General features: G+C 62.2%; 22 protein-coding genes and 1 riboswitch. Of the genes, 6 read left to right on the top strand and 16 right to left on the bottom strand.

Annotated elements, in window-relative coordinates; translation table 11 throughout:
• Positions 1-27 precede the first annotated feature (27 nt).
• From KZX66_RS05645 to KZX66_RS05620, 6 genes are all read right to left on the bottom strand, one after another.
• Complete coding sequence (locus tag KZX66_RS05645; RefSeq protein ID WP_248077391.1) at positions 28-1,023, bottom strand: esterase-like activity of phytase family protein; 996 nt, start codon at positions 1,021-1,023, stop codon at positions 28-30.
• Positions 1,023-2,927, bottom strand: a complete 1,905-nt coding sequence (gene parE, locus KZX66_RS05640; protein ID WP_248077389.1) for a DNA topoisomerase IV subunit B — start codon at positions 2,925-2,927, stop codon at positions 1,023-1,025. The genes KZX66_RS05645 and parE overlap by 1 nt, the downstream gene beginning before the upstream one ends.
• A 54-nt stretch (positions 2,928-2,981) precedes the next feature.
• Positions 2,982-3,590 carry a YqiA/YcfP family alpha/beta fold hydrolase gene (locus KZX66_RS05635; RefSeq protein WP_248077386.1) on the bottom strand — a complete coding sequence of 203 codons (609 nt, stop codon included), beginning with the start codon at positions 3,588-3,590 and terminating at the stop codon, positions 2,982-2,984.
• Positions 3,591-3,639: 49 nt separating this feature from the next.
• Complete coding sequence (gene cpdA / locus KZX66_RS05630; RefSeq protein WP_248077381.1) at positions 3,640-4,452, bottom strand: 3',5'-cyclic-AMP phosphodiesterase; 813 nt, start codon at positions 4,450-4,452, stop codon at positions 3,640-3,642.
• A gap of 99 nt (positions 4,453-4,551) precedes the next feature.
• Positions 4,552-5,001, bottom strand: coding sequence for a DUF1249 domain-containing protein (locus tag KZX66_RS05625; RefSeq protein WP_003171323.1), 450 nt, complete (start codon positions 4,999-5,001; stop codon positions 4,552-4,554).
• Positions 4,992-5,609, bottom strand: a complete 618-nt coding sequence (locus tag KZX66_RS05620) for an NUDIX domain-containing protein (RefSeq protein WP_248077378.1) — start codon at positions 5,607-5,609, stop codon at positions 4,992-4,994. Before KZX66_RS05620 ends, KZX66_RS05625 begins: the two co-directional genes overlap by 10 nt.
• Positions 5,610-5,800: 191 nt before the next feature.
• On the opposite strand from KZX66_RS05620, the gene KZX66_RS05615 reads away from it, so the two are divergent.
• Positions 5,801-6,538, top strand: a complete 738-nt coding sequence (locus KZX66_RS05615) for an RsiV family protein (RefSeq protein WP_248077376.1) — start codon at positions 5,801-5,803, stop codon at positions 6,536-6,538.
• Here KZX66_RS05615 and cytX read toward each other — a convergent pair.
• Together cytX and thiC are read right to left on the bottom strand one after the other, a co-directional pair.
• On the bottom strand, positions 6,507-7,796 hold the full coding sequence (cytX, locus tag KZX66_RS05610) for a putative hydroxymethylpyrimidine transporter CytX (RefSeq protein WP_248077374.1): 1,290 nt from the start codon (positions 7,794-7,796) through the stop codon (positions 6,507-6,509). The two genes, KZX66_RS05615 and cytX, sit on opposite strands and share 32 nt — an antisense overlap.
• Before the next feature lie 92 nt (positions 7,797-7,888).
• Entirely contained in the window at positions 7,889-9,778 is a 1,890-nt protein-coding gene (gene thiC / locus KZX66_RS05605) for a phosphomethylpyrimidine synthase ThiC (RefSeq protein ID WP_248077373.1), read from the bottom strand.
• A 149-nt stretch (positions 9,779-9,927) separates the two neighbouring features.
• Positions 9,928-10,033, bottom strand: a riboswitch (TPP riboswitch).
• A gap of 194 nt (positions 10,034-10,227) precedes the next feature.
• On the opposite strand from thiC, the gene KZX66_RS05600 reads away from it, so the two are divergent.
• Positions 10,228-11,667 (top strand): TolC family outer membrane protein, encoded by a 1,440-nt coding sequence (locus KZX66_RS05600; protein ID WP_248077370.1) that lies wholly within the window; start codon positions 10,228-10,230, stop codon positions 11,665-11,667.
• Positions 11,668-11,719: 52 nt separating this feature from the next.
• Here KZX66_RS05600 and waaA read toward each other — a convergent pair whose 3' ends face one another.
• Positions 11,720-12,997: a lipid IV(A) 3-deoxy-D-manno-octulosonic acid transferase gene (gene waaA / locus KZX66_RS05595; protein WP_248077367.1), complete on the bottom strand. Its 1,278-nt coding sequence runs from the start codon at positions 12,995-12,997 to the stop codon at positions 11,720-11,722.
• Positions 12,998-13,020: 23 nt separating this feature from the next.
• Positions 13,021-13,911: a LysR family transcriptional regulator gene (locus KZX66_RS05590; protein ID WP_248077364.1), complete on the bottom strand. Its 891-nt coding sequence runs from the start codon at positions 13,909-13,911 to the stop codon at positions 13,021-13,023.
• A 103-nt stretch (positions 13,912-14,014) separates the two neighbouring features.
• On the opposite strand from KZX66_RS05590, the gene KZX66_RS05585 reads away from it, so the two are divergent.
• From KZX66_RS05585 to KZX66_RS05570, 4 genes are read left to right on the top strand one after another with little or no spacing between them, the layout of a single operon-like run.
• The gene (locus KZX66_RS05585) at positions 14,015-14,350 is read left to right on the top strand and encodes a multidrug efflux SMR transporter (protein ID WP_017526453.1); all 336 of its coding nucleotides are present in this window, start codon (positions 14,015-14,017) and stop codon (positions 14,348-14,350) included.
• 55 nt (positions 14,351-14,405) lie between these two features.
• Positions 14,406-15,581: an FAD-dependent oxidoreductase gene (locus KZX66_RS05580; protein WP_248077361.1), complete on the top strand. Its 1,176-nt coding sequence runs from the start codon at positions 14,406-14,408 to the stop codon at positions 15,579-15,581.
• Positions 15,578-16,390 carry an aldo/keto reductase gene (locus KZX66_RS05575; RefSeq protein ID WP_248077358.1) on the top strand — a complete coding sequence of 271 codons (813 nt, stop codon included), beginning with the start codon at positions 15,578-15,580 and terminating at the stop codon, positions 16,388-16,390. Before KZX66_RS05580 ends, KZX66_RS05575 begins: the two co-directional genes overlap by 4 nt.
• 41 nt (positions 16,391-16,431) lie before the next feature.
• A complete protein-coding gene (locus tag KZX66_RS05570; protein ID WP_248077354.1) occupies positions 16,432-17,391 on the top strand; it encodes a metal ABC transporter ATPase in 960 nt (319 codons plus the stop codon).
• Between the two features lie 127 nt (positions 17,392-17,518).
• On the opposite strand, the gene KZX66_RS05565 is transcribed toward KZX66_RS05570, so the two are convergent.
• From KZX66_RS05565 to KZX66_RS05540, 6 genes are all read right to left on the bottom strand, one after another.
• Positions 17,519-18,454 (bottom strand): NAD-dependent epimerase/dehydratase family protein, encoded by a 936-nt coding sequence (locus KZX66_RS05565; protein ID WP_248077351.1) that lies wholly within the window; start codon positions 18,452-18,454, stop codon positions 17,519-17,521.
• The gene (gene hldE / locus KZX66_RS05560) at positions 18,447-19,871 is read right to left on the bottom strand and encodes a bifunctional D-glycero-beta-D-manno-heptose-7-phosphate kinase/D-glycero-beta-D-manno-heptose 1-phosphate adenylyltransferase HldE (RefSeq protein WP_248077349.1); all 1,425 of its coding nucleotides are present in this window, start codon (positions 19,869-19,871) and stop codon (positions 18,447-18,449) included. The genes KZX66_RS05565 and hldE overlap by 8 nt, the downstream gene beginning before the upstream one ends.
• A 103-nt stretch (positions 19,872-19,974) precedes the next feature.
• The gene (cysC, locus tag KZX66_RS05555; protein WP_248077346.1) at positions 19,975-20,583 is read right to left on the bottom strand and encodes an adenylyl-sulfate kinase; all 609 of its coding nucleotides are present in this window, start codon (positions 20,581-20,583) and stop codon (positions 19,975-19,977) included.
• Positions 20,576-21,280 (bottom strand): sulfotransferase family 2 domain-containing protein, encoded by a 705-nt coding sequence (locus tag KZX66_RS05550; RefSeq protein ID WP_248077343.1) that lies wholly within the window; start codon positions 21,278-21,280, stop codon positions 20,576-20,578. Before KZX66_RS05550 ends, cysC begins: the two co-directional genes overlap by 8 nt.
• A gap of 152 nt (positions 21,281-21,432) precedes the next feature.
• The gene (gene msbA, locus KZX66_RS05545) at positions 21,433-23,241 is read right to left on the bottom strand and encodes a lipid A export permease/ATP-binding protein MsbA (protein WP_248077337.1); all 1,809 of its coding nucleotides are present in this window, start codon (positions 23,239-23,241) and stop codon (positions 21,433-21,435) included.
• A gap of 9 nt (positions 23,242-23,250) precedes the next feature.
• Entirely contained in the window at positions 23,251-24,429 is a 1,179-nt protein-coding gene (locus KZX66_RS05540) for an O-antigen ligase family protein (RefSeq protein ID WP_248077332.1), read from the bottom strand.
• Between the last annotated feature and the right edge of the window lie 21 nt (positions 24,430-24,450).

Genomic DNA, 24,450 nt, shown 5'->3' with positions numbered 1-24,450 from the left:
GCTGAGTCAATTCAAGGGGTTGATCACTCATGGCTGGGCACTCCAGCCACCGACCGGGGCGGCAAAACGATAGACCACCGGGCGTTTTTCACCATCGGCACGCGGGCCGAAGTTGTTGTCGATGCCCAGCCAGGCACCGTCGGCATCCACCACCAGGGCTTCGGCCAAGCCATAGGGCTGAGCGTAACGCCGCTCGGGCGTCAGGGTTTCATCGGCAAACGACCAGCACAGTTCGACCTTAGCCGTGACCGCATCACGCCGACAGATCTGGAACGCATTGCGCTCCAGGGTAAACAGCTTGCCGTCGAACAGGGCCAGGTCGGCAAAATCCTTGGAGACCGCTTTTGCGTTGGCGAACTTGGCTGGCTGCATTTCCTGGCCGGCCTCGCTCAGTAACACGCAAGGGCCATCACAATCCCACACGCTTTGCGCACGCTTGATGGAGATCAGCCCACGCCGCTCACGTTCTGCAGCCAGCCAGATCTGATTGCCCTCGGGGTTTACCACCAGGCCTTCGAACAAGGCATTAAAGTGCAGCAGCATGCCACTGGCGCGCGCCTCCCGCACCATGCTCGGCGCGATCTTCAACCACTCGGACGCGCCCGTGGCCGGCACCTGCAGCACCGCCGCATGGGCTTCGCTGACGATGTAGCGGTTACCCGCGGCATCGCAGGCGATGGCTTCAAAATCCAGGTCGCCACCGCGAATGAACGACGCAGCCTTGGTGCGCGAACGCAGCCCCCAGGGCAACCCGGATTCCGGCACCGGCGGCACCTCGATCTTCACCGCCTCGGCCTGCCAGGTCGGCGCGCTTGTATCCAGGCGGTAGATCTGGTCATCGTCACGGTCGGAAACCGTCCACAGCCGGTTGCCACACAACGCCAGGCCCGACAGGTTGCCGCCGCGCATGCCGTCCACCGGGTGTTCGGACACCAGCTTAAGCTCAGCCACGGGCGCGGCGATCACCTGGGTGCTCGCCAACCCGCTCAACATCAGGATCGCCAGGGCGACACCTGTGCGCATCAGCCCAGAACCTCGGCCAGGTTGCCTTTGGACTCCAGCCAGGACTTACGGTCCGGCGCACGCTTCTTGGCCAGCAGCATGTCCATCATTTCCGAGGTCGCGGCATAGTCTTCCAGGGTCAACTGCACCAGGCGCCGGGTGTTCGGGTCCATGGTGGTTTCACGCAGTTGCGGCGGGTTCATCTCACCCAGACCCTTGAATCGCGTGACCTGGGGCTTGCCGCGCTTTTTCTCGGCCACGAGGCGGTCGAGAATGCCGTCACGCTCGGCTTCGTCGAGGGCGTAGAAAATCTCTTTGCCCAAGTCGATGCGGTACAGCGGCGGCATGGCGACGTAGACGTGACCGGCATCCACCAACGGGCGGAAGTGCTGCACGAACAGCGCACACAGCAAAGTGGCGATGTGCAGACCGTCGGAGTCGGCGTCGGCCAGGATGCAGATTTTGCCGTAACGTAGTTGGCTCATGTCTGCCGCGCCCGGGTCGACACCAATAGCCACGGCGATGTTGTGCACTTCCTGGCTGGCCAGAACTTCGCTGCCATCGACTTCCCAGGTGTTGAGGATCTTGCCGCGCAACGGCAGGATTGCCTGGAATTCCTTGTCCCGCGCTTGCTTGGCGGAACCACCGGCGGAATCACCTTCCACCAGGAACAGTTCGGAGCGCATCGGGTCCTGCCCGGCGCAGTCAGCCAGCTTGCCAGGCAATGCCGGGCCCTGGGTGATGCGCTTGCGTTCGACCTTTTTGCTGGCCTTGAGGCGACGGCCGGCGTTGTTGATCGCCAGCTCCGCCAGGGCCAGGCCCAGCTCCGGGTGCTCGTTGAGCCACAGGCTGAAGGCGTCTTTGACCACACCCGAAACAAATGCTGCGGCCTCGCGGGACGACAGGCGCTCCTTGGTCTGACCGGAAAACTGCGGCTCCTGCATCTTCATCGACAGCACGAACGCAATGCGCTCCCACACGTCTTCCGGCGCCAGCTTGACGCCGCGCGGCAGCAGGCTGCGGTATTCGCAGAATTCGCGCATCGCGTCCAGCAAGCCCTGACGCAAACCGTTGACGTGGGTACCGCCCTGGGCGGTCGGGATCAGGTTGACGTAGCTTTCCTGCACGCTGTCGCCGCCTTCGGGCAACCACAGCAGCGCCCAGTCGACGGCTTCTTTATTACCGGCCAGGCTGCCGCAGAACGGTTCGTTGGGCAGACGCTCGAAATCGCTGACGGAATCTTCCAGGTAGGAACGCAGACCGTCTTCGTAATGCCACTCGACCTTTTCGCCGGTGCCTTTGTCTTCAAAGGTGACCAACAGGCCCGGGCACAACACCGCCTTGGCCTTGAGCACGTGCTTGAGGCGGCTGATGGAGAATTTCGGCGAATCGAAGTATTTAGGGTCCGGCGCGAAGTACACGCTGGTGCCGGTGTTGCGCTTGCCAACGGTGCCGATCACTTCCAGGTCGGTGGCTTTGTAGCCATCGGCGAACGTCATCTGGTACTCGTTACCGTCACGCTTGACCTTGACCCGTACCAGGGTCGACAGGGCGTTGACCACGGAAATGCCCACACCGTGCAAGCCACCGGAGAACTGGTAGTTCTTGTTGGAGAACTTGCCACCGGCGTGCAGCTTGGTGAGGATCAGCTCGACGCCCGACACGCCCTCTTCGGGGTGGATGTCCACCGGCATGCCGCGACCATCGTCGGACACTTCCAGGGAATGGTCGGCGTGGAGAATGACGTGCACCGACTTGGCGTGCCCGGCCAAGGCTTCGTCGACACTGTTGTCGATGACTTCCTGGGCAAGGTGGTTCGGCCGACTGGTGTCGGTGTACATGCCGGGGCGTTTGCGCACCGGGTCGAGGCCCGAGAGGACTTCGATGGCGTCGGCGTTATAAGAGCTAGCGCTGGGAGTGGCCATGGGGTCTCGTCGTGAGTCGTTCGATTAAAAAGTAACCTGCGGTTTTCAAGGCAATTACAGTGCCGAAAAGTCGAAGGATTGATACTGGTCTGCGCTAATGCCGGCAAAACTCAAAAGCGCCGGCAATTGCCCGGCGAACCCTTGGTAACCATGGTCGCCACCGGCCTGGATGCGCAAGGCACAGGCCCGGTAGTACTGCTGGGCGAGGCGATAATCCAAGGTTTCATCCCCGGTCTGCAACCACACCTGATAGCGCGCAGCGTCCTGGGGTGCCGGCACTTCCAGCTCGGCCAGGGTGGTGACGTGGTCGTGGGTCAGTTCCCAGGTTTCATCGGTGTAGAGGTTCTTCTGAGTACCCAGGTAACCGTCGAACATCCGATGCGGGCTTACCGCCGGGTTGACCAGCAGCGCCTTGAGGCCATGGCGTTCGGCAAGATGGGTTGCATAGTAGCCGCCGAGTGAGCTGCCGACCAGCAGTGGCCGGCCCAGTTGCGCAATCGCCTCTTCCAACTGAGCAATTGCCTGGCGGGGATGGTGATGCAAGGCCGGTACGCGCAATTGATCGGCCAGGCCAAGGGCGTCCATCACCCGGATCAACTGGCTGGCCTTGTTGGACGCAGGCGCGCTGTTGAAGCCGTGGATATAGAGGATCGAAGCGGACATGCCGGGCTCTCCGTGCTTGCGCCAAAAGGGCGCAGTTTACAGGTAAATCTCAGTAGCCGTTGCTACCGTAATCCACCGTAAACGCGAAGCCGACCAGCCGCTCTACGCCGGTCTCCAACCGCCCGTCGGCATGCAGGCGCAGCCAGCGATAACCCGGCGCCTGCTCGCTGACCTTGAAGTCTTCGCTGCCGGGCGCGAACTGGATACAGGTGGACGGTGACGCCAGCAAGCGCACCCCACCACGCTCGCCATCGATTTCCTGGTGCACATGGCCCCAGAGCACCGCCCTGACCTGGGGGAAGCGATCCAGCACGGCAAACAGCGCCTCAGGGTTGCGCAGGCCGATGGGCTCCATCCAGGCACAGCCGATGGGCACCGGATGATGGTGGAAACACACCAAATGATGCCGGTTCGGCGCTTCGCTCAAGGCTTGAGCGAGCAATTGCAGTTGCGAATCCTGCAGGTAACCCGGCACCGAGCCCGGGACGGCGGAGTCCAGCAGAGTGATGCGCCAGTGGCCCACGTCCACCACCGGCTCCAGCAGGTCGCTGTGCGCCGCAGCGAGTTCCATGATCTGCGGTTCATCATGATTGCCGGGAATCCAGCGCGCGGGAGCACCGATGGCCGCGGTCATCTCGCGAAACAGCTGGTAAGAAGCCAGCGTACCGTCCTGGGACAGGTCGCCCGTGGCCAGCATCAGATCGATCTGCGGCTGTTGTCGACGCACCAACTCAATCACCCGTTGCAGGCTCTCACGGGTGTTCATGCCTAACAACGTACCGTCGGCCTCGGCGAACAAGTGGCTGTCAGACAGCTGCACCAGCAGCGCAGCGTCGGGGTTCACGGCGGATACGCTCGGCAAGGCGCTCTCCCAGGGCAATCACAGGATATGGACAAGTGCGGCGATTATGCTGGGGCAGGACGCAAAGAGGAAACCCAAGTAAGCAGACGCAGTTCACATCTACCGCACGACTTCAAACTCGTGGCCCAGGGCCAGGCAGTGACTCAACCATTCACCGAGGAACACATTGAGCTGTGCTTTCTCATCGGGCTGGTGCATGAACACATTCGGATAAGGATAGATGCTGCGAAAGCGCCGCGCATGTTCGGCGCTGATCACTTCGGCCATGCGCGCGTCGTGGTACACCTGCACTTCCAGTTGCGGCACCGGCAGCCAAGGCAGGCTGTGCTCCTGGCGCACGCGCAGGGTGGTGGTGTACGGGCAGTTGACGATGACCTCCAGGGCCAGCACGCCAAGCATCTGGTCGCCATGGGTCACGCCGATACGCCGCGCCTCGGGCGCGTGGCGCATGTCGGGCAGCAGTCGCATCAGCCGCGCATAGTTGGCCTCGCAGGCGGCTTGCAGCCCGATCAGGTCGACTCGATAACGTTCCCGTGCCTTTACTGCCATAACCCCCTCACTTCCGCGCGGTTAAGCGCAAGCCATTGCAGGGCGATAATGCTGGCTGCGTTGGAAATCTTACCGTCACGTACGGCTTGCAGGGCGTCTTCAAAGGCCCAGACCGTCACGCGGATGTCTTCCGCTTCTTCTTCCAGCCCATATACGCCTCCAGCACCGGCGCTGTCGCAGCGGCCCAGGTACAAGTGCACATACTCGGTACTGCCACCGGGCGACGGGAAATATTTGGTGATCGGCCATAAGGCAGAGAAGGTCAGCCCAGCTTCCTCCTCGGCTTCGCGGTGTGCAACCTCCTCCGGCTGCTCATCCTTGTCGATCAGGCCGGCGACCATCTCGATCAGCCAAGGGTTATCGGTACGGCCCATGGCGCCGACACGAAACTGCTCGTTCAACACCACTTCGTCGCGCTGCGGGTCGTAGGGCAGCACACACACCGCGTCGTGACGGACGAAGACTTCGCGGTGGATCACACGGCTCATGTCGCCATTGAATTTTTCATGGCGCAGCTTCATGTGGTCGAGTTTGTAAAAACCTTTATGGAGATTGTCGTGCTGAACAACTTCAATCTTGCTCGGCGTCGATTTTGCAAAGTCCGTCATATCCCTTCCTCGTTATGCCTGGCAATTCGCGCCATCCTAACGCGCCCGCGTCGGTTGGTGCAGCCCCTTTCCGGTTGCCGGGATAGACGGCGGCGGTCAAACTCACTCTAATCAGCTTAGTGGCGAACTGACTGCCTTGCCGGTAGTCGAAGCTGCACAATTTCGCTCTTATCGATAGACGAAGGACATCCATGTCGCTTTTAAAAATCGCCTCCGTGGCCTGCATCGCCTTGACCCTCGGCGCCTGCCAAAGCCTGTTTCAACCGAACTGGCGCACCCCGCTGGAAGCCAGCCGCGACACCAGCGAGCAAACCCGGCCCGGCTGCGCCAGCGCCGATTGCGCGCTGGTGAATATCGACACCGTGCATTTCGCCAAAGAACCCAAGCTGGACGCGCTGATCGAACAGCGCCTGCTGGAAATGACCGGCGCCAACCCGCTGCCGACCAGCCTTGAGAGCTATCGCGAGCAATTCCTGCAAACCGCCGCGCCGAACAACAGCATGTATTTGCAAGCCAAAGTACGCGAACAGCATGACGGCTTGGTGATCATCGAACTGTCCAGCTACCTGGATCAGGGCGCCACCCATGGCGAGCCGGGCCGCGCGTTCATCAACTACTCGCGCCAGCAACAAAAGGCGCTGTCGTTGAGCGACATGCTGCTGCCGGGCAAGGAAGATGCATTCTGGAAAGCCGCCCAGGTGGCGCATAACAGCTGGCTGATCAGCACCCGCCTAAGCCTGGAGCCGACGTTCGTAAAAACCTATCCGTTCCAGAAAACCCCGAACGTGGCGCTGACTTACGGCGGTGTGATCCTCAAGTACCCCACCACCACCATCGCGCCGTACGCCCTGGGCCACGTCGAACTTCAGATCCCCTACTCACGCCTGGAAGGCATCCTCAAGCCTGAGCTGGTGCCCGCACGCCGTTGAAGGCCCGCGCCAGGATGAACTGCAACAACCCTGCCAGCACCAACGCCGGCAGGGTCGCGCCGACATCCGGGTACAGGTTGGCCAGCAGATGGTAAGTGGCAATGCCACCCAGCCAGGCCAGCAGTGCCGACCAACGCAAGCCGGTAACGACGCCCTGGCCACGGCGTCGCAGGACGAAATGATCCACCAGCACCACGCCGAACAGCGGCGCAAATACCGAACCGATCAACAGCAGGAAGTTCTGGTATTGCGCCAACGGTGCGAAGCAGGCAATCAGCGTGCAGATCACGCCAATGGCCAGCGCCAGGTGTTCAACTTTCCAGCGCCACAGAATCCCGCTGGACACCGCCGCCGAGTGAATATCGGCAAAGGCGTTCTCCGACTCGTCCAGCAAAATCAGCAACAGCGGAATCCCCAGGCCCGCACCGGCCAGCGCCAACAGCAGCGCATTCACCTCACCACTTGGCGCAAACGCCAGGGTGTAGGCCACGCCCAGGCTCATCAGCCAGAAATTACCGATAAAGAACCCCAGCGCGGTGCCCCCGAATACGCTTTTGGCGCGCTTGCCGAAACGTGAGTAATCGGCGATCAACGGCAACCACGACAGCGGCATGGCGATGGCGATATCGAAACCCACCGCAAACGGCATCGAACCGTCGCCGGCCTGGGCCCAGAGCGCGGCCAGGTCAGCCTTGGCGAACAGGTTCCAAGTGAGCCACAGGCAGGCCGCCAGCAACAGCCAGATGCCCCATTTGCGCAGGATCTGGCGCACAAAGGTCAGCGGACCACTGACCGCCAGCAAGGTCGCCAGGCCACCGAAAAACAGGGTCCACAGCAGCGGGCTGGCCCACAGGCTGGCGTCACTGAACGCCCGCGTGCCCAACAGGCTCGCAGCATCACGCATCACGATGATTTCAAATGAGCCCCAGCCAATCAGTTGCAGCAGGTTCAGCAACGCCGGCAGGCTGGCGCCTTTGGCGCCGAGGCTGAGTTTGAGCGCCGCCATGGCAGACAGGCCCGTGTCACTGCCGATCACGCCGACAGCGGCCAACAGCAGCACGCCGACCAGCGTACCGAGGAAAATCGCCAGCAACGCGCCGGACAAGCCCAGGCCCGGCGCCAGCAAGGCGCCGGTCTGCAGGACCATCAGGCCAATGCCGAGGGAGAACCACAGGGAAAACAGGTCGCGGGCGCCGAAGACACGTTTGTCGCTCGGCACCGCGGTGTCAGGAGAGTAGGTACTCGGTTGAATGCTCAAGGGGGGTATCTCTGAGGGGCATGGGTGGTTGGGGAGATGGCGATCAGGGGCAAGCCCCCGATAAGGCCGGTGCAGGCACCGGCCACCCTGGATCAGACCTTCTTGTAAAGCTGGCTGCCTTCCTGCTTGAACCGCTCCGCCTGCTCGGCCAAGCCCTTGGCCACATCCACATCCACCGCTTCAATGCGCTGGTTGGCCGCGTATTCGCGCACTTCCTGGGTGATTTTCATCGAGCAGAACTTCGGCCCGCACATCGAGCAGAAATGCGCGACTTTGGCCGAGTCCTTCGGCAGGGTTTCATCGTGATAGGACCGCGCGGTGTCCGGGTCCAGTCCGAGGTTGAACTGGTCTTCCCAGCGAAACTCGAAGCGCGCCTTGCTCAAGGCGTTGTCGCGGATCTGCGCGCCGGGATGGCCTTTGGCGAGGTCGGCGGCATGCGCGGCGATCTTGTAGGTGATGATCCCGGTCTTCACGTCATCCTTGTTCGGCAGGCCAAGGTGCTCCTTGGGCGTGACGTAGCAGAGCATGGCGCAGCCGAACCAGCCGATCATCGCCGCTCCGATGCCGGAGGTGATGTGGTCGTAGCCCGGCGCGATGTCGGTGGTCAACGGGCCCAGGGTGTAGAAAGGTGCTTCGTCGCAGCACTCGAGCTGCTTGTCCATGTTCTCCTTGATCAACTGCATCGGCACGTGCCCGGGGCCTTCGATCATGGTTTGCACGTCGTGCTTCCAGGCGGTCTTGGTCAGCTCACCGAGGGTTTCCAACTCGCCGAACTGTGCGGCGTCGTTGGCATCGGCAATCGAACCCGGACGCAAGCCATCGCCGAGGGAGAAGCTGACGTCATAGGCCTTCATGATTTCGCAGATTTCGTCGAAATGCGTGTAGGTGAAGTTCTCTTTGTGGTGCGCCAGGCACCACTTGGCCATGATCGAGCCGCCACGGGAAACGATCCCGGTGACACGCTTGGCGGTCAGCGGCACGTAACGCAGCAACACGCCGGCGTGGATGGTGAAGTAGTCAACGCCCTGCTCGGCCTGTTCGATCAGGGTGTCGCGGAACAACTCCCAAGTCAGGTCTTCAGCGGCGCCGCCGACTTTTTCCAGGGCCTGGTAGATCGGCACGGTACCGATCGGCACCGGCGAATTGCGGATGATCCACTCGCGGGTTTCGTGGATATGCTTGCCAGTGGACAAGTCCATCACGGTGTCCGACCCCCAGCGAATGCCCCAGGTGAGTTTCGCCACTTCTTCTTCGATGGACGAGCCCAGGGCGCTGTTGCCGATATTGCCGTTGATCTTCACCAGGAAGTTACGGCCGATGATCATCGGTTCCAGTTCGGTGTGGTTGATGTTGGCCGGAATGATCGCGCGGCCACGGGCGATTTCTTCGCGCACGAATTCGGGGGTGATGATCTTCGGCACGCTGGCACCGAAGCTGTGGCCGGCGTGTTGCTGGTCGAGCAGGCCGCTGGCGCGTGCCTCTTCAAGCTTCATGTTCTCGCGGATGGCGACGTATTCCATCTCGGCGGTGATGATGCCTTTGCGCGCGTAGTGCATCTGGGTGACGTTGGCACCCGCCTTGGCGCGGCGCGGGTTTTTCACGTGGGCAAAACGCAGGGCGGTCAGCTCGGCATCGCTCAGGCGCTGTTGCCCGAAGTGCGAACTGAGGCCCGACAGGCGCTCGGTGTCGTTACGCACTTCGATCCACGGCGAGCGCACGTCGGCGAGGCCTTTGCGCACATCGATAATCACGTTGGGGTCGGTGTAGGGGCCGGAGGTGTCGTACACGGTGACCGGGGCGTTGATCTCACCGCCGAAATCGGTGGGCGTCACGTCCAGGCTGATTTCGCGCATCGGCACGCGAATGTCCGGACGGCTGCCCTGCACGTAGATTTTTTGCGAGCGGGTAAACGGCTGCACGGAACCGGAATCGACTTTGGCCGACTCACTCAAATGCACGGTGTTTTTTAGTTTTGTCGTCATCACGGGCTCTCCAACTGATCCAGGCGGTGGATTTTTGTCGGAGCGAACCTGTGACGGATGGACGCACTGGAGGCAGTGCTGTGCTTGACGCACGAGGGCTGTTCGATTGTCGAACAGCATCCCGGACGAAGCACAAGAGGACTCGCCGGGTGACGAGAAATCTTGTTCCCTACGCAGGCGCTAACCTGATCAGGTTCAACGGGATCCGGTATTTACCGATCTCAGCCTTCCAACAAGGCACCCCGACAAGAACGCGGCCAGTCTAGACCATGGCGTGGGCAAATTGCCAACGCTGGAGCATTCAGCGTGATGAATGGCGTAATCGCAGGATTGTTGAGCAGTGGAACCGCCACTACACTCGCCTACTGCTTAAGGCTTGACGCTCTGAAACAGTCGCCGTAGCCTTGGCCGACAAATTATCGCCGTAATATTTACTCAGGGATCGCCTCATGCTGCGCAAACTCTCACTGGCTATTGCCGTGTCTTGTGCGACCAACGCAATGGTCTGGGCAGCTGAAGCGCCCTTGTCCGCCAGAACCGACCTGGTCAGCGTCTACCAGGAAGCGGTGGATAACAACGCCGACCTGGCCGCCGCCCGGGCTCAGTACGGCGCGCAAAAAGAAGTGGTGCCCCAGGCCCGCGCCGGCTTGCTGCCCAACCTCTCGGCCGGTGCCGATATCAACAATGTGCGCACCCAGATCGACACCCCGGCGGCGACCGCCAACCGCGATGCCCACTCCTGGCGCGCCACCCTGAGCCAGCCGCTGTTCCGCGCCGACCGCTGGTTCCAGTTGCAAGCCGCCGAAGCCGTCAACGAGCAGGCTGCGCTGCAACTGTCGGCCACCGAACAAAACCTGATCCTGCAAAGCGCCGAGAACTACTTCGCCGTGCTGCGCGCCCAGGACAACCTGGCCTCCACCAAGGCCGAAGAAAATGCCTTCAAGCGCCAACTGGACCAGTCCAACGAGCGCTTCGACGTGGGCCTGTCGGACAAGACCGACGTGCTGCAATCCCAGGCCAGCTACGACACGGCGCGGGCCAACCGCATCCTTGCCCAGCGCCAGGTCGACGACGCGTTTGAAGCCTTGATCACCCTGACCAACCGCCAGTACAACTCGATCCAGGGCATTGTCCACACGCTGCCGGTGTTGCCGCCGCTGCCCAACGACGCCAAGGCCTGGGTGGAAACCGCCGGCCGCCAGAACCTGAACCTGCTCGCCAGCAACTACGCCGTGACCGCCGCCGAGGAAACCCTCAAGCAGCGCAAGGCCGGCCACGCACCCACCCTGGATGCGGTAGCGCAGTACGAAAAAGGCGACAACGACGCCCTCGGTTTCAGCAACCCGAACGCCTTCGGCACGCCTTACCGGGGCGATGTCGAGCAACGCACCATCGGGCTGCGCTTGAGTATCCCGCTGTACAGCGGCGGCCTGACCAGCTCACAAGTGCGTGAGTCTTACTCGCGCCTGGGCCAGACCGAGCAGCAGCGCGAAGGCCTGCGCCGCCAGGTCGTTGAAAACACCCGCAACCTGCACCGCGCGGTGAACACCGATGTGGAACAGGTACAGGCGCGCCGCCAGTCGATCATCTCCAACCAGAGCGCGGTGCAAGCCACGGAAATCGGTTACCAGGTGGGGACGCGCAATATCGTCGATGTGCTCGACTCCCAGCGCCAGCTCTACGCGTCGGTACGCAACTACAACAACAGCCGCTACGACTACATCCTCGACAACCTGCGCTTGAAGCAGGCGGCCGGCACGCTGAACCCAGGGGATCTGCAGGACCTGGCGCGCTACCTCAAGGCGGACTACAACCCGGACAAAGACTTCCTGCCGCCGGACCTGGCCAAAGCCGCCGCCGAACAGTTAAAAGCCCGACCGGGTTACTGAGTCAGACCGGCAGGGGGCCAGCTTGCCCGCCCCCACCGTTGGTCCATGTCGTTCAATGGCTAATCAGCCTGTCCAACCCGTCCAGCAAGCGCTGCAAAGCCCCTTGATTGGCCCGCATCACCCTGAGCCCCGCTTCGGCCATCCTGCGCGCATCCTGCGGCAGCTCGAACAACTGACGCACGGCTTCAGCCAAACCTTCGGCGTCATCCACTTCGCGCAACGCCCCGGCATCCCGCAGCATCGCGGTGATTTCCAGGAAGTTGAACACGTGCGGCCCCATGATCACCGGCTTGGCCAGCGCCGCCGGTTCCAGCGGATTGTGCCCGCCGGTCGGCACCAGGCTGCCGCCAACGAACGCACTGTCGGCCAGGGCGTACAGAAACAGCAGTTCCCCCATGGTGTCGCCGAGCAGCACTGAAGTGTGCGCATCGACGGGTTCACCCGCGGAGCGGCGCACCGTGGCAAACCCTTGCTGCTCGCACAGTTCGTACATCGGAGCAAAGCGCTCCTGGTGGCGTGGCACCAGGATCAGCAACGCATTGGGGTAGTTGGCGAGCAACTGACGATGCGCCGCCAACACCACTTCATCCTCACCTTCATGAGTACTGGCGGCGATCCATACCGGGCGCTCGCTGGCCCCCCATTGCTCGCGCAAGGCGGCCGCGCGCTCCAGTAGCTGCGGGTCGATGGTCAGATCGAACTTGATCGAGCCGGTCACCTCTACGGTGTCCGAGCGAGCCCCCAGGCTCAGGAAACGCTGGGCTTCGGTCTCGGTCTGTACCGCGAACAAACTCATTTGCGAGAGCATCGGCGCTGTCAGTTTGGCAAAGCGCGCGTAGCCCTTGGCCGAACGTGCCGACAACCGTGCATTGGCCAGCGCCACCGGAATACCGCGCATGGCGCAGGCATGGATGTGGTTGGGCCACAGTTCGGTTTCCATGATCACCGCGAGCGTGGGCTGCACACGGTCGAGAAAACGCTTGGCCGCGCACGGCAGGTCATACGGCAAATAGCAGTGCTGGATGCGCGGCTCGTTGGCGAACAAGGCCTGGATACGCTCGGAACCGGTGGGCGTCATGCAGGTGACGGTGATCGGCAGCTGTGGATAACGCGCCAGCAGCTCACGAATCATCGGCGCCGCCGCGATGCTTTCGCCCACCGATACCGCATGCACCCAGATCCCTCCGGCCTTCATCGCCGGCAAGCCGTACGAAAACCGCTCGCCCACGCGCCTGGCATAGGCCGGCGCCTTGCGCGCACGCAGCCATAGACGTAAAGCCACCAACGGCAGCGCCAGGTAAAACAGACAGCTGTAGAGAGTTCTATTCATGGCGGCGGAGTTTATCGGCTTTTTCAATCTATCGCCCGCAGGCACTCGGCAAAACGTTCGGCAAGAAACTGTGCGGCAGGGCCCAAGGGTTCGTCACGGCGCCACACCAACTCGACCACCAGGGCTGGCGGGGTCCATTCGCTGTCGAGTTCGACCATCTGGTTTTGGTAGGCCGGGTATTGCACCACATGCCGGGGCAACCAGGCCCAGCCCAGGCCGCGGATCAACCATTCGGCGAGCACGTAGAAGCTGTCGGCCCGCCACACCTGCGGGCTGGCGGCCTCGCTGCCGGGATACACACTGGTCTGGGTCGACATCAGTAACTGCCGAAACTGCGCCAGGCGCTGGCAGTCCACGAAGCCCTGCGTCGCCAAGGGGTGATTGCGCCCACAGACGGTGACCATCTCGACACTGCCCACCACCCGGCGCTCCAGCGCTTCGGGGATCTGGTCGTGATAGAACAACAGGCCCAGGTCCGCCTTGCGCTCGACCAACTTGCGTGCGACGTCGCCTTGAGCAGCGCTGGAAAGCTGTACTTCCAGGTTCGGAAATTTCCCGGCCAGGACATCCAGGCTGTCGAGCACAGGCTGGTACAGCATCGCCTCGTCCTGGGCCAGGCGCAGACGCGCTTCTTCGCCGCGCATCAGCGACAGCGCGCGGCCGTTGAGGCGCTCGCATTGACGCAACACTTCCCTGGCTTCTTCGAGCAGCACCGCGCCGGCTTCGGTCAAGCGCGGCTGGCGGCCACTGCTGCGTTCAAACAGGCTTACACCCAAGTCCGCCTCCAGCAAGGCGATGCCATTGCTCACCGCCGATTGCGCCTTGCGCTGCCCGCGCGCTACCGCCGAAAACGAACGCTGTTCGGCAACGCTCACAAACAGCCGCATCTGCTCCAGGTTCCACTGCACACTCATGGCATAACCCATCTTTAAATCGGATAGGTAATGACTTTACCCCATCTGGGCAACGCCTAGAATAGCGGCCATATCAAAGAGTTCCACACCGAGGATTGACGCCATGAACGCTGCTTACTACTACCTGGCCATTGCCATTTGCTCGGAAGTGATCGCCACTGTGTCGATGAAAGCCATCAAAGGTTTGAGCACGCCTATCCCGCTGTTGCTGGTGATCGTCGGCTACGGTGTGGCCTTCTGGATGCTGACCCTGGTCGTGCGCACCGTGCCGGTGGGCGTGGCCTACGCCGTGTGGGCCGGGATGGGCATTGTGATGGTCAGCATTGCGGCGTTGTTTATTTACGGGCAAAAGCTCGACCTGCCGGCAATGCTGGGCATGGGCCTGATTGTGCTGGGCGTGGTGGTCATCCAACTGTTCTCGAAAACCGCCGGGCACTGACCGTCACTCAACAGCCTGTATACTGCGCCTCTTGTCTTGAACACTGAGGTCGCCCATGCCATCCGTTATTTCCACCGACGTTCTGATTGTCGGCGCCGGGGTTGCCGGCCTCTGGCTGAATGCGCGCCTGCGCCGCCAGGGGTTTTCCACGGTGGTGGTGGAAAGCGCCACCTTGGGGGGCGGGCAAAGCGTGAAGTCCCAGGGGATCATTCACGGCGGTGCGAAATACGCTCTGCACGGCGCCCTTACCGGCGCCTCCGAAGCCATCGCCGATATGCCCCGCCGCTGGCGCGAAGCCCTGGCGGGTAACGGCGAGCTGGACCTGTCCGGCGTGCGCGTGCTTTCGCAAGCTCATTACTTGTGGTCCCCCGGCACGATCGCCGGCAACCTCACCAGTTTTTTCGCAAGCAAGGCCGTGCGCGGCCGGGTCGATCAGGTCAAGGGCGACGAACTGCCACCCGCACTGCAAAACCCTCGCTTCAAGGGCAAGGTCTATCGCCTGGCCGAACTGGTGGTGGACGTACCGAGCGTCATTGAACGCCTGGCGCAGTTGGCCGGTGACGGCTTGCTCGCCGGGCAACGCATTGAACCGCTGCGCGACGGCGACACTCTGGTGGGCTTGAAGGTCGATGGTCGCGAGATCCGCGCCCAGTGCATCGTGCTGAGCGCCGGTGGCGGCACTGCAGAGCTGCTCAGCGCCCTGGGCCTGAGCCAGCCGGCCATGCAAACACGCCCGTTGCATATGATCATCGCCAAGGGCCCCGGCCTGAAGCCGCTGTACGCCCACTGCCTGGGCGGCGGCACCAAGCCACGCATCACTGTGACCACGCATCCGGCGGCCGACGGCAATTGGGTGTGGTACATGGGCGGCGACATTGCCGAGGCCGATGGTGTGGCGCGCACGCCTGAACAACAGATCGCCACTGCCCGAAAAGAGCTGGCGCAACTGCTGCCCTGGATCGACATGGGCCAGACCCAATGGGCGACCTTGCGCGTCGACCGCGCCGAGCCGCTGCAGTCGGGCCTGAGCCGCCCCGACAACGCTTTCCTCGCCGAAGATGGGCGCCTGTTGGTCGGCTGGCCGACCAAACTGGCCCTGGCGCCGGACTTCGCCGATCGGGTAATCAACAGCTTGGAACGCGACGGCATTCACCCAAGCAACGCGGCGCCGCTGCCGGAGCTGCCAAAACCGGCCATCGGTGTACCGGCCTGGGAGCAACTGCTGCCATGAGCCTGCCAACCCTGCACGACCTGCTCCGCCCCTTGGGCAGCACCGGCCTGCTGGTTTCGCCGCTGGGCCTGGGCACCGTCAAACTGGGCCGCGACCAAGGTGTGAAATACCCCAACGGTTTTCAAATTCCGGATGACGACGAAGCGCGGATGCTGCTGCGCCAGGCGCGCCAGTTGGGCATCAACCTGATCGATACGGCGCCTGCCTATGGGCGCAGCGAAGAACGCCTGGGCCCGCTGCTGCGTGGCCAGCGCAAAGACTGGGTGATCGTCAGCAAGGTCGGCGAGGAATTCGAGGACGGCGTTTCCCGCCACGACTTCAGCGCAACCCACACTCGCCTGTCCATCGAGCGCAGCTTGAAACGGCTTGAAACGGATTTTATCGATCTGGTGCTGGTGCATTCCGACGGCAACGACCTGCACATCCTCAACGATTGCGAGGTTTACCAGACCCTGGCAGCGCTGAAACAAGAGGGCAAAATTCGTGGGTTCGGCTTCTCCGGCAAAACCGTTGAAGGGGGCGTGAAGGCCCTGGAACAGGGCGATTGCGCAATGGTTACCTACAATTTGAACGAACAGGCCGAGAAAACCGTCATTGATTACGCAGCGGCGCACGGCAAGGGCATTCTGGTGAAAAAGGCCCTGGCCAGCGGCCATGTTTGCCTGGAGCCTGGAATGGATCCAATACACGCGAGTTTCATGCTGTTGTTTGCGCAAACCGGCGTGGCGAGTGCTATTGTCGGGACCATTAATCCGCTGCACCTGGCCCATAACGTGGCGACCGCTGCCAAGGTCATCCGTCAACTCTGATGCCGCCGACGCGGCCGACCCCGTCGCAAAAAGGAGCCGACATGCCGCGCACGCTCATAAGAAAAAACCCCAGTAACTTTAAAACACTGCCGCTGCACGTCGAAGCCACACCCGAAGGCCTGAGTTACCAGAGCGTGGGCATGCCGCTCAACTTTGCGCAGACCCTGCAACGGCGCAAACCGGTGGAAGCACCGGACGCCGAGCGATTCGTCCTGGAACTGGCGAACCTCGGTGTGTCGGTACGACTGACCCTGCATTGGCAGAACCGCGATTACTGGGTACTGGTACGCCAACGCCGCCAGGACCGTGGCGACGTGGTGCTCAAGCTGATCTCGGGCTACGTCCCGGCCCACGAACTGAACCTGCCGCTGCACACCGCCATCCAGGAAATTGCCGAAGAGTGCCTGCTGGAAACGCCCGAAGGCTGGCTCGGCGGGCGCTTCAACGATACCTGGCTGCCCGCACCCTACTCGGCCGCGCTGCATTACCGCGAAGCGCTGCCGTTTCGCCTGAGCCCCTTGTCCGGCGCCGCCCGCCCGGTGCGCTGCGCAACCACCCAACTGATCGAACGCCCCAGGGCCTACGTGCACCTGCCCACGGCGTCGCTGCAACTGATTTACGACCTGCGCCTGGAAGTGCCGAAGGAAGCCAAATCCCTGAGCCTGTTCCATGTCGACGAGCGCCTGGAAGGCGACCAGTTAGTCGCACGCCTGGACCGCAAGCGTCCGGACCTGTACTTGATGCCGCTCAAAGACGGCCAGCCTCTTCCCGAGTTGTACACCCTGAAGAAAGACCAACTGTACCCGGCCAGTACGCGGGGTTTATACCTGGCAGAAAGCTTTGCCCAACAGGAAGGCTGGTTGGTACGCGACGAACGCATTCGCTGGAAGGATTGGTTACGCCAGCAAGGCTTGGCGGAGCCTGAAAAAGAATCAAAGTTGAAGGGATTGGCGCGGCGCGTGTTGCGCAAGATCGTGCCGAAGAAAAAGGTCAAGGGTTGATGGAGTGGGCTGCTTCGCAGCCCGGCGCAGGGCAAGCCTGCTTACAGTAAACCTGCCAACCATAGCAGGCCCCTCACCGCAGAGAGCCTGCTGAACCGGGCAAGCCCGCCCCCATCCTGGATTGCGGCTAGCCGTTAAGCAGGCGCTCCAGACCGACTTTCAACGGTGTAGGCTCCGGCAATGTGAAGTTCGCCAACAGCCGCTGGTTATTCGCCCGCGAATGCCGGATGTCCCCCGAACGCGCCGGCCCAAACGTCACGGCAGGCAGCGAGCCCAGCGCCTCTTCCAATGCCTGCAACACCTGCTTGAGGGTAGTGGTGCGGTTCCAGCCGACGTTGATCGCCCCCAGCGGAGCCTCCGGCGCTTCGATGGCCTGCACCAACACGTCCACCAGGTCTTCGACGTACATAAAGTCGCGGGTCTGCTCGCCATCGCCAAACACGGCAATCGGCAAGCCCTGCCGGGCCCGTTCACTGAAGATACTGATCACACCGGAGTACGGCGATGACGGATCCTGGCGCGGCCCGAAAATATTGAAGAAGCGGAAAATCACCGGCTCCAGACCATGCTGGCGGCGGTAGAAATCAAAGTAGTGCTCACCCGCCAGTTTGTCGGCGGCATAGGGCGTCAACGGCGCCTTGGTGGTCTCTTCGTCGATCGAAGCACCTTCACCGTTGTTGCCATACACCGCAGCGCTCGAGGCGTACAGCACGCGCTTGACGCCCGCCCTGCGCATGGCTTCGCAGACGTTCAAGGTGCCGACGAAATTGCTCTGGTGGGTGCTGACCGGATCATCCACCGACGCCTGCACCGACGCCACGGCGGCAAGGTGCACCACCGCCGTTGCGTCAGCAGCGGCATGCGCCACCAGCTCGGCATCGGCCACATCACCTTCAAGCAGCTCGACGCGCGGGTTGTCCAACGGCAGATTGCTGCGCTTGCCTGTGGACAAGTTGTCCAGCACGCGCACGCCATAGCCCTTGGCGAGTAACGCATCGACCAGGTGCGAACCAATAAAGCCGGCGCCGCCGGTGATCAGGACCAACGGGGCAGCCTTACTCATTGTTGCGGATCTTCTCGACGATTGCCGTGGTCGAGCTGTTCTCGACCAGTCCCAGCACTTTGACCGTGCCGCCGTAGGCGCTGACGATATCCGCCCCCACCACCTGGTCGACGGAATAGTCACCGCCCTTGACCAGTACGTCCGGCTTGACCTGGGCCAGCAGGTTTTCCGGGGTCGCTTCAGGGAAGCTGATCACCCAGTCCACCGCGCCCAGGCCGGCCAGTACGGCCATGCGTCGCTCAACGCTGTTGATCGGGCGCCCCGGACCTTTGAGGCGGCTGACCGACGCGTCGTCGTTGACCGCGACGATCAGGCGATCGCCTTGGGCCCGCGCCTGCTCCAGGTACGTCACGTGGCCGGCGTGCAGGATGTCGAAACAGCCGTTGGTGAACACGATGCTCTCGTTGTGGGCACGGGCATCGTCAATCGCCAGCAGCAATTGTTCGATGGTCAGCACGCCACGCTCCGAGCCTTCGGAACGCTGGATCGCTCGGCGCAGCTCAGGGGCGCTGATGGCGGCGGTACCCAGTTTGCCCACCACGATGCCCGCCGCCAGGTTGGCCAGGGCCACGGCGTGGGGCAGTTCCTCGCCAGCGGCGATGGACGCGGCCAGGGTGGAAATCACGGTGTCGCCGGCGCCGGTGACGTCGAACACTTCACGGGCACGTGCCGGCAGGTGCATGGCCGGGTGGCCGGGACGCAGCAGGGTCATGCCGTGCTCGCCACGGGTCACCAGCAAAGCGCCCAGGTCGAGGTCGGCCATCAGGGCTGCGCCCTTGGTTACCAGTTCGTGCTCATCGGCGCAACCGCCGACAATGGCTTCGAATTCGCTGAGGTTCGGCGTGATCAGGCTGGCGCCTCGATAAATCGAGAAGTCCTTGCCCTTGGGATCGGCCAGTACAGGGATACCTCGGGCCTTGGCCGCCTGGATCAGCACCTGGTGGTTTTTCAATGCGCCTTTGCCGTAGTCGGACAGCACCAGCACCTTGATGCCTTCGAGCAGCGCGTCGACCTGACCGCTGAGGGCCAGCGGGTCGGTGGTGAACGGCTCTTCGAAATCAATACGCAACAATTGCTGGTGACGGCTCATCACCCGCAGCTTGACGATGGTCGGCTGATTAGCGATGCGCTGGAACAGCGCACGTACGCCGGCGCCGCGCAGGCTGTTGGCCAGGCTGTCGGCGGCTTCGTCGTCGCCCGTCACACCCACCAGGGAAGCAGGGGCGCCGAGTGCGGCGATATTGAGGGCAACGTTGGCAGCGCCACCTGGACGGTCTTCGATTTGCTCGACCTTGACTACCGGTACCGGTGCCTCAGGGGAAATCCGTGAGGTACCGCCATGCCAGTAACGGTCGAGCATGACATCGCCGACCACCAAGACAGGGGCTTGATCGAATCGCGGCATGGACAACTTCATGGAGCAACCCACATACAAAATGAACAGGGGCGCGATATTAGCACAGGGTGAGCGCCGCCTAGTTCGAGAGCTTTATCGGCGATGCATCACAGGCAAAAACTGCTCATTTTTTAAACAGAGCCGCCAGAATATGGTCCACAGCGCGGGTCAGTTCGACCTCATCGGTATTGATCACGCAGTCAGCCTGCTGCGGCGCCTCATAGGGACTGTCCAAACCGGTAAACGAGTGAATGCGCCCTTCCAGCGCTGCGCGATACAGCCCCTTGGGGTCGCGGCGTGCGCATACGTCGAACGGCGTGCTGATGTACACCTCAAAGAACTGCCCCGGCCCGAACAGTGCCCTGGCGCTCGCGCGGTCGGCGCTGAACGGCGAGATCGCCGACACGATCACGATCAACCCCGCATCGACCATTAACCGCGCCACTTCGCCGATCCGCCGGACATTCTCCTTGCGCGCCGCATCGCTCATCCCCAGGTCGCTGCACAGGCCGCCCCGCACATTGTCGCCATCAAGCACGAAGGTGTGCCGCCCCTGCTCGTTGAGCTGTACTTCCAACGCGTTGGCCAAGGTCGACTTGCCTGACCCGGACAACCCGGTCAGCCAAACGCAGCAAGGCTGCTGGTGCTTGAGCGCCGCCCGCGCGGTCACCGACAACGACAAGGCAAACGGAGTGATTGCAGCAAAACCGCCGCAGAGCGACTGACTATTCATAGCCCAGGACCTCGTAATCACGCTGATAGGCGCGCCTGACCAGGCGCCGTGTACGCAGGGTGCAAAATTCGCGCACTGGCTCGCTGCTGCGACCCAGTGACACATTCAAATGGGGCAAGGATGAGGCCACGCCAAGGCGTTCGCACACTTGCTGGAAGTCTTGCTGCAACGACTCCTGGCGCCCGAGAAAATCCATGGCCATTTGGCCCATCTGGTCGACCAGAAAGTCGGTCTGGGGCGCAAAGTGCAGTTGGCGGCGCAGGTTGTCCGGGTGCAGCCAACCGGCGATGAAATGGTCGAAGTCGCGATAGCGGGCGACCAGCGCCTGGGCTTGCAGGTCACGGGCCCCCATGTGGTTACTACGCAAGTAGGTAAAAGCGGAGTAAGCGCGCTCCAACGGGTCACGCACGAAGGCGAACTTGAAGGCGCGTTCGCAATGCTGCGCAAATTGCTGCTGGTACCAGTAATACGGCAGATGCCCCGGCCAGCGCCCATCCAGCAGCGCCGAGCACACGCTGCTGCCGGCGCATTTGGGCACATGGATAAACACGCATCGATGCCGCTCGAAGGCGGGGTTGAGCGTGATCACCCCAGACAAGGATTTGTTCACCGCCTGGCGATCCACCACGGACAAACGCCCCAGCAAAAACACTCTCTGGTGCTTGGGAAGCAGTTTCCAGAACAGACGTTGCAACATTCCATTACCCACGCAAGAAGGTTGGCCCTCTCGTTCGTCATTCGAATCGAGAGGGCCAACATAACAAACGACAGGCGGTGAATTATTTTGCTTTGGTCAAGCTGTGTAAGGAGCTTGATACAAACACCAGGGCGCCTTGCGCGCCCAGGCGGTCAGGTGATGTCGTTGGCGACCGGCTCGTCCAGCCCCATGGCGTGCAGGCGCGAGTAATAGCCGCCCTTGGCCAGCAGCTCGACGTGCGTACCGCGCTCGACAATTTCACCGTGGTCCATCACCAGGATCAGGTCAGCCTTCTCGATGGTCGACAGGCGGTGTGCGATCACCAGCGTGGTACGGCCTTTCATGACCTTGTCCAACGCCGCCTGGATGTGTCGCTCGGATTCGGTATCCAGCGCTGACGTCGCTTCATCGAGGATCAGCAGCGGAGCGTTTTTCAACAGTGCACGAGCAATTGCCAGGCGCTGACGCTGACCACCGGAGAGCAGCACACCGTTCTCACCGACTTCGGTGTCCAGACCTTTTGGCAGCTCCGAAATGAAGTCCATGGCATAGGCGTCGGCGGCGGCCTTTTCGATATCGGCACGCGGCGCGTCAGCCAGGTCACCGTAGGCGATGTTGTTGGCCACGGTGTCGTTGAACAGGGTGACGTGCTGGGTTACCTGGGCAACGTGCCGGCGCAGGTTGCGCAGGCGGTAGTCTTCGATTTCGACCTCGTCCAGCAGGATCTCGCCGGTTTCGTGGTGGTAGAAACGCGGGATCAGGCTGGCCAGGGTCGACTTGCCGCTGCCCGAACGTCCGACCAGGGCGATCATCTGCCCAGGCGCGGCGCTGAAGCTGATGTTCTTCAGCACTTCGCGCTCGGCGCCCGGGTAGGTGAAGCTGAGGTTGCGCACGTCCAGACGACCGCTGACGCGGTCACGCTCCACGGTGCCGGCGTCGACTTCAGGCTCTTCGTCCAACTGCTCGAAGATGCTCTCGGCACCCGCTACGCCCTTCTGGATGGTCGAGCTGACTTCCGACAGCTGGCGAATCGGCTTGGGCAGCAGGCCGGCAGCCGTAATGTAGGCCACCAGGTCACCCGCCGTGGCTTCGCCGCGCAGCAGCAACACCAGGAACATCAAGGCGGCCATGGCGGTGTAGATCACCAGTTGCAGCATGGGGGTGTAGACCGCGCCGGTCTTGTTCATGCGCAGTTGTTTGTCGGTGTTGCTCTGGCTGGCGGCGGCAAAGCGGCGCTGCTCATAGCTTTCGCCACCGAAGCTGCGCACCACGCGATAGCCCTGGATGGTCTCCGAGGCCACGTGCGTCACGTCGCCCATGGCCACTTGGATTTTCTTGCTCTGCTTGCGGAATTTCTTGCTGGTACTGCCGACCATGATCGCGATCAACGGCAGGATCGCCAGCATCACCAGGGTGAGTTTCCAGTTCATCCACAGCAGGTAGCCGAACAGGAACACCACCGTCAGGCCTTCGCGGATGACGACCTTGATCGCATCCGTGGCGGCGCCGGTGACCATGGTCACGTTGAAGGTGATACGGGAGATCAGATGCCCCGAGTTATGCGTATCGAAATAGCGGTTCGGCAGCACCAGCAGCTTGTTGAACAACTCAACGCGCAGGTCATGCACCAGCCCCAGGGAAACCTTGGCCAGGTAGTAGTTGCCAAGGAACGAGCCCAGGCCCTGCCATGCGGCGATCAGGATGATCAGCAGCGGCACCGCCATCAGCAACTTCAGATCTTTGAACAACGGGAACTGGGGCAGGAACACCACGTCGGGATTGCTCAGGCCATCCACGAAGTACTTGAGGATCCCGGCGAGCATCGGTTGGGTCGAAGCAAAGATCACGAAGCCCACGATACTCAGCAGGAACATGCCCAGATACGGTTTCACATAGCCCAGCAGCCGGAAGTAGATCTTCAGGCTGGATTCCTGGTCCGCTTTTGGCGGTGCGTCACTCATGTGTCGAGCTCACTGATTGGGTAGGACGCGAACTTTATCACACGCGTCGGGTTTGGCCCGAGCCCAGACCAAAACACTGGCCAGCGCAATCGGCAGCCAGGAGATGAACCACTCGGCCCGCGGCGTGCCCGTCAGGCTGGCGGCGTCGAACTGCATGGCCAGGAACGAAAACACCCACATGCCGATGATGCCCTTGCCGTACAGCGTGTCGCGCACCTTCCAGGCTTGCCACAGCACACCGAACCACAGGCCGCACCACAGCAGCAGGCCCGGCAGGCCCAACTCCAGCGTAATGTGGGTGAACAGGTTGTGGGAGTGGTCAAATAACAGGTTATCGGCAAACACCTTGTAGTCGCCGCCCAACCCCAGGCCGGTCCACGGGCGCTCGCCGATCATCTGCACTGCAGCCATGAAAATCTGCGGACGGTATGACACGCCACGGGACAGCATCAGCGACTGCATGGCGAAGAACACCGCCAGCGCAGCGAGCACCGCGCCAAGTGCAATCACGCTGGAACGACGGTCACGGCACCAGGCGGGCATGGCCACAATGGTCAACAGCAACGCCAGCGCGGCGCCACGGCTTTGGCTCAACACCACGAACAGCCCAAGCAGGCCGACCGCCAGCGCCCACCCCACTTGCATCCAGCGGCCACGCGGCACCCAGTGCAGCAGCCAGATCGCAGCCAGGCCGATCACATAGGCACCCAGAATCGGGTGAGACAGTTGGCCCAAGCCTTCAAGGCGTGCATACCAGGCATTATGTTCCAGGCCATAAAACTTGATGATTGCCACCAGCGCCGACAACGCCAGGCCAAAGCCGCCCCACTGCATCACACGCATCACGCGCTCGGTCTGCCCACAGGCAAACACCGGGAAAAACAGCAGGAACACGCCGATGTACAACAGACGCTTGGCCTCGCGCGAAGGGTCGTGGGCATTGGTCCATGACAGGCTGATTGCGCCCCAGACCGCAAGCGCCGCGACCATCAGGCACAGCCAGCGCTGCGCGTGCCAGACCTCCTTGAGGCGCTCGCGGGCAGCCCAGGCAAACACCATGGCCGGCAGCCACAAAAACAGCGTCAATCCTTGTTGATAAATCTTATTGGTCGGCGCAAAGGCAATTGCCAGCAGAAACCACAACAACCCCAACATCATCCATACCTGCGCCCAACGACTAGCTTGCATCACCTGCTCCTGAATACGTTC

The organism is Pseudomonas sp. EYE_354 (assembly GCF_023148575.1).
Lineage (GTDB): Bacteria > Pseudomonadota > Gammaproteobacteria > Pseudomonadales > Pseudomonadaceae > Aquipseudomonas.
Note: the sequence above shows the minus strand (reverse complement) of the source record. Positions and strands in the feature narration are given on the sequence as shown.

Excerpts from the sequence above, each read along its gene's own strand:
- KZX66_RS05645 (WP_248077391.1), bottom strand. The coding sequence starts at position 1,023 with ATGCGCACAGGTGTCGCCCTGGCGATCCTGATGTTGAGCGGGTTGGCG.
- parE (WP_248077389.1), bottom strand. The coding sequence starts at position 2,927 with ATGGCCACTCCCAGCGCTAGCTCTTATAACGCCGACGCCATCGAAGTC.
- KZX66_RS05635 (WP_248077386.1), bottom strand. The coding sequence starts at position 3,590 with ATGTCCGCTTCGATCCTCTATATCCACGGCTTCAACAGCGCGCCTGCG.
- KZX66_RS05625 (WP_003171323.1), bottom strand. The coding sequence starts at position 5,001 with ATGGCAGTAAAGGCACGGGAACGTTATCGAGTCGACCTGATCGGGCTG.
- KZX66_RS05620 (WP_248077378.1), bottom strand. The coding sequence starts at position 5,609 with ATGACGGACTTTGCAAAATCGACGCCGAGCAAGATTGAAGTTGTTCAG.
- KZX66_RS05615 (WP_248077376.1), top strand. The coding sequence starts at position 5,801 with ATGTCGCTTTTAAAAATCGCCTCCGTGGCCTGCATCGCCTTGACCCTC.
- thiC (WP_248077373.1), bottom strand. The coding sequence starts at position 9,778 with ATGACGACAAAACTAAAAAACACCGTGCATTTGAGTGAGTCGGCCAAA.
- KZX66_RS05600 (WP_248077370.1), top strand. The coding sequence starts at position 10,228 with ATGCTGCGCAAACTCTCACTGGCTATTGCCGTGTCTTGTGCGACCAAC.
- waaA (WP_248077367.1), bottom strand. The coding sequence starts at position 12,997 with ATGAATAGAACTCTCTACAGCTGTCTGTTTTACCTGGCGCTGCCGTTG.
- KZX66_RS05590 (WP_248077364.1), bottom strand. The coding sequence starts at position 13,911 with ATGAGTGTGCAGTGGAACCTGGAGCAGATGCGGCTGTTTGTGAGCGTT.
- KZX66_RS05585 (WP_017526453.1), top strand. The coding sequence starts at position 14,015 with ATGAACGCTGCTTACTACTACCTGGCCATTGCCATTTGCTCGGAAGTG.
- KZX66_RS05580 (WP_248077361.1), top strand. The coding sequence starts at position 14,406 with ATGCCATCCGTTATTTCCACCGACGTTCTGATTGTCGGCGCCGGGGTT.
- KZX66_RS05575 (WP_248077358.1), top strand. The coding sequence starts at position 15,578 with ATGAGCCTGCCAACCCTGCACGACCTGCTCCGCCCCTTGGGCAGCACC.
- KZX66_RS05570 (WP_248077354.1), top strand. The coding sequence starts at position 16,432 with ATGCCGCGCACGCTCATAAGAAAAAACCCCAGTAACTTTAAAACACTG.
- KZX66_RS05565 (WP_248077351.1), bottom strand. The coding sequence starts at position 18,454 with ATGAGTAAGGCTGCCCCGTTGGTCCTGATCACCGGCGGCGCCGGCTTT.
- hldE (WP_248077349.1), bottom strand. The coding sequence starts at position 19,871 with ATGAAGTTGTCCATGCCGCGATTCGATCAAGCCCCTGTCTTGGTGGTC.
- cysC (WP_248077346.1), bottom strand. The coding sequence starts at position 20,583 with ATGAATAGTCAGTCGCTCTGCGGCGGTTTTGCTGCAATCACTCCGTTT.
- KZX66_RS05550 (WP_248077343.1), bottom strand. The coding sequence starts at position 21,280 with ATGTTGCAACGTCTGTTCTGGAAACTGCTTCCCAAGCACCAGAGAGTG.
- msbA (WP_248077337.1), bottom strand. The coding sequence starts at position 23,241 with ATGAGTGACGCACCGCCAAAAGCGGACCAGGAATCCAGCCTGAAGATC.
- KZX66_RS05540 (WP_248077332.1), bottom strand. The coding sequence starts at position 24,429 with ATGCAAGCTAGTCGTTGGGCGCAGGTATGGATGATGTTGGGGTTGTTG.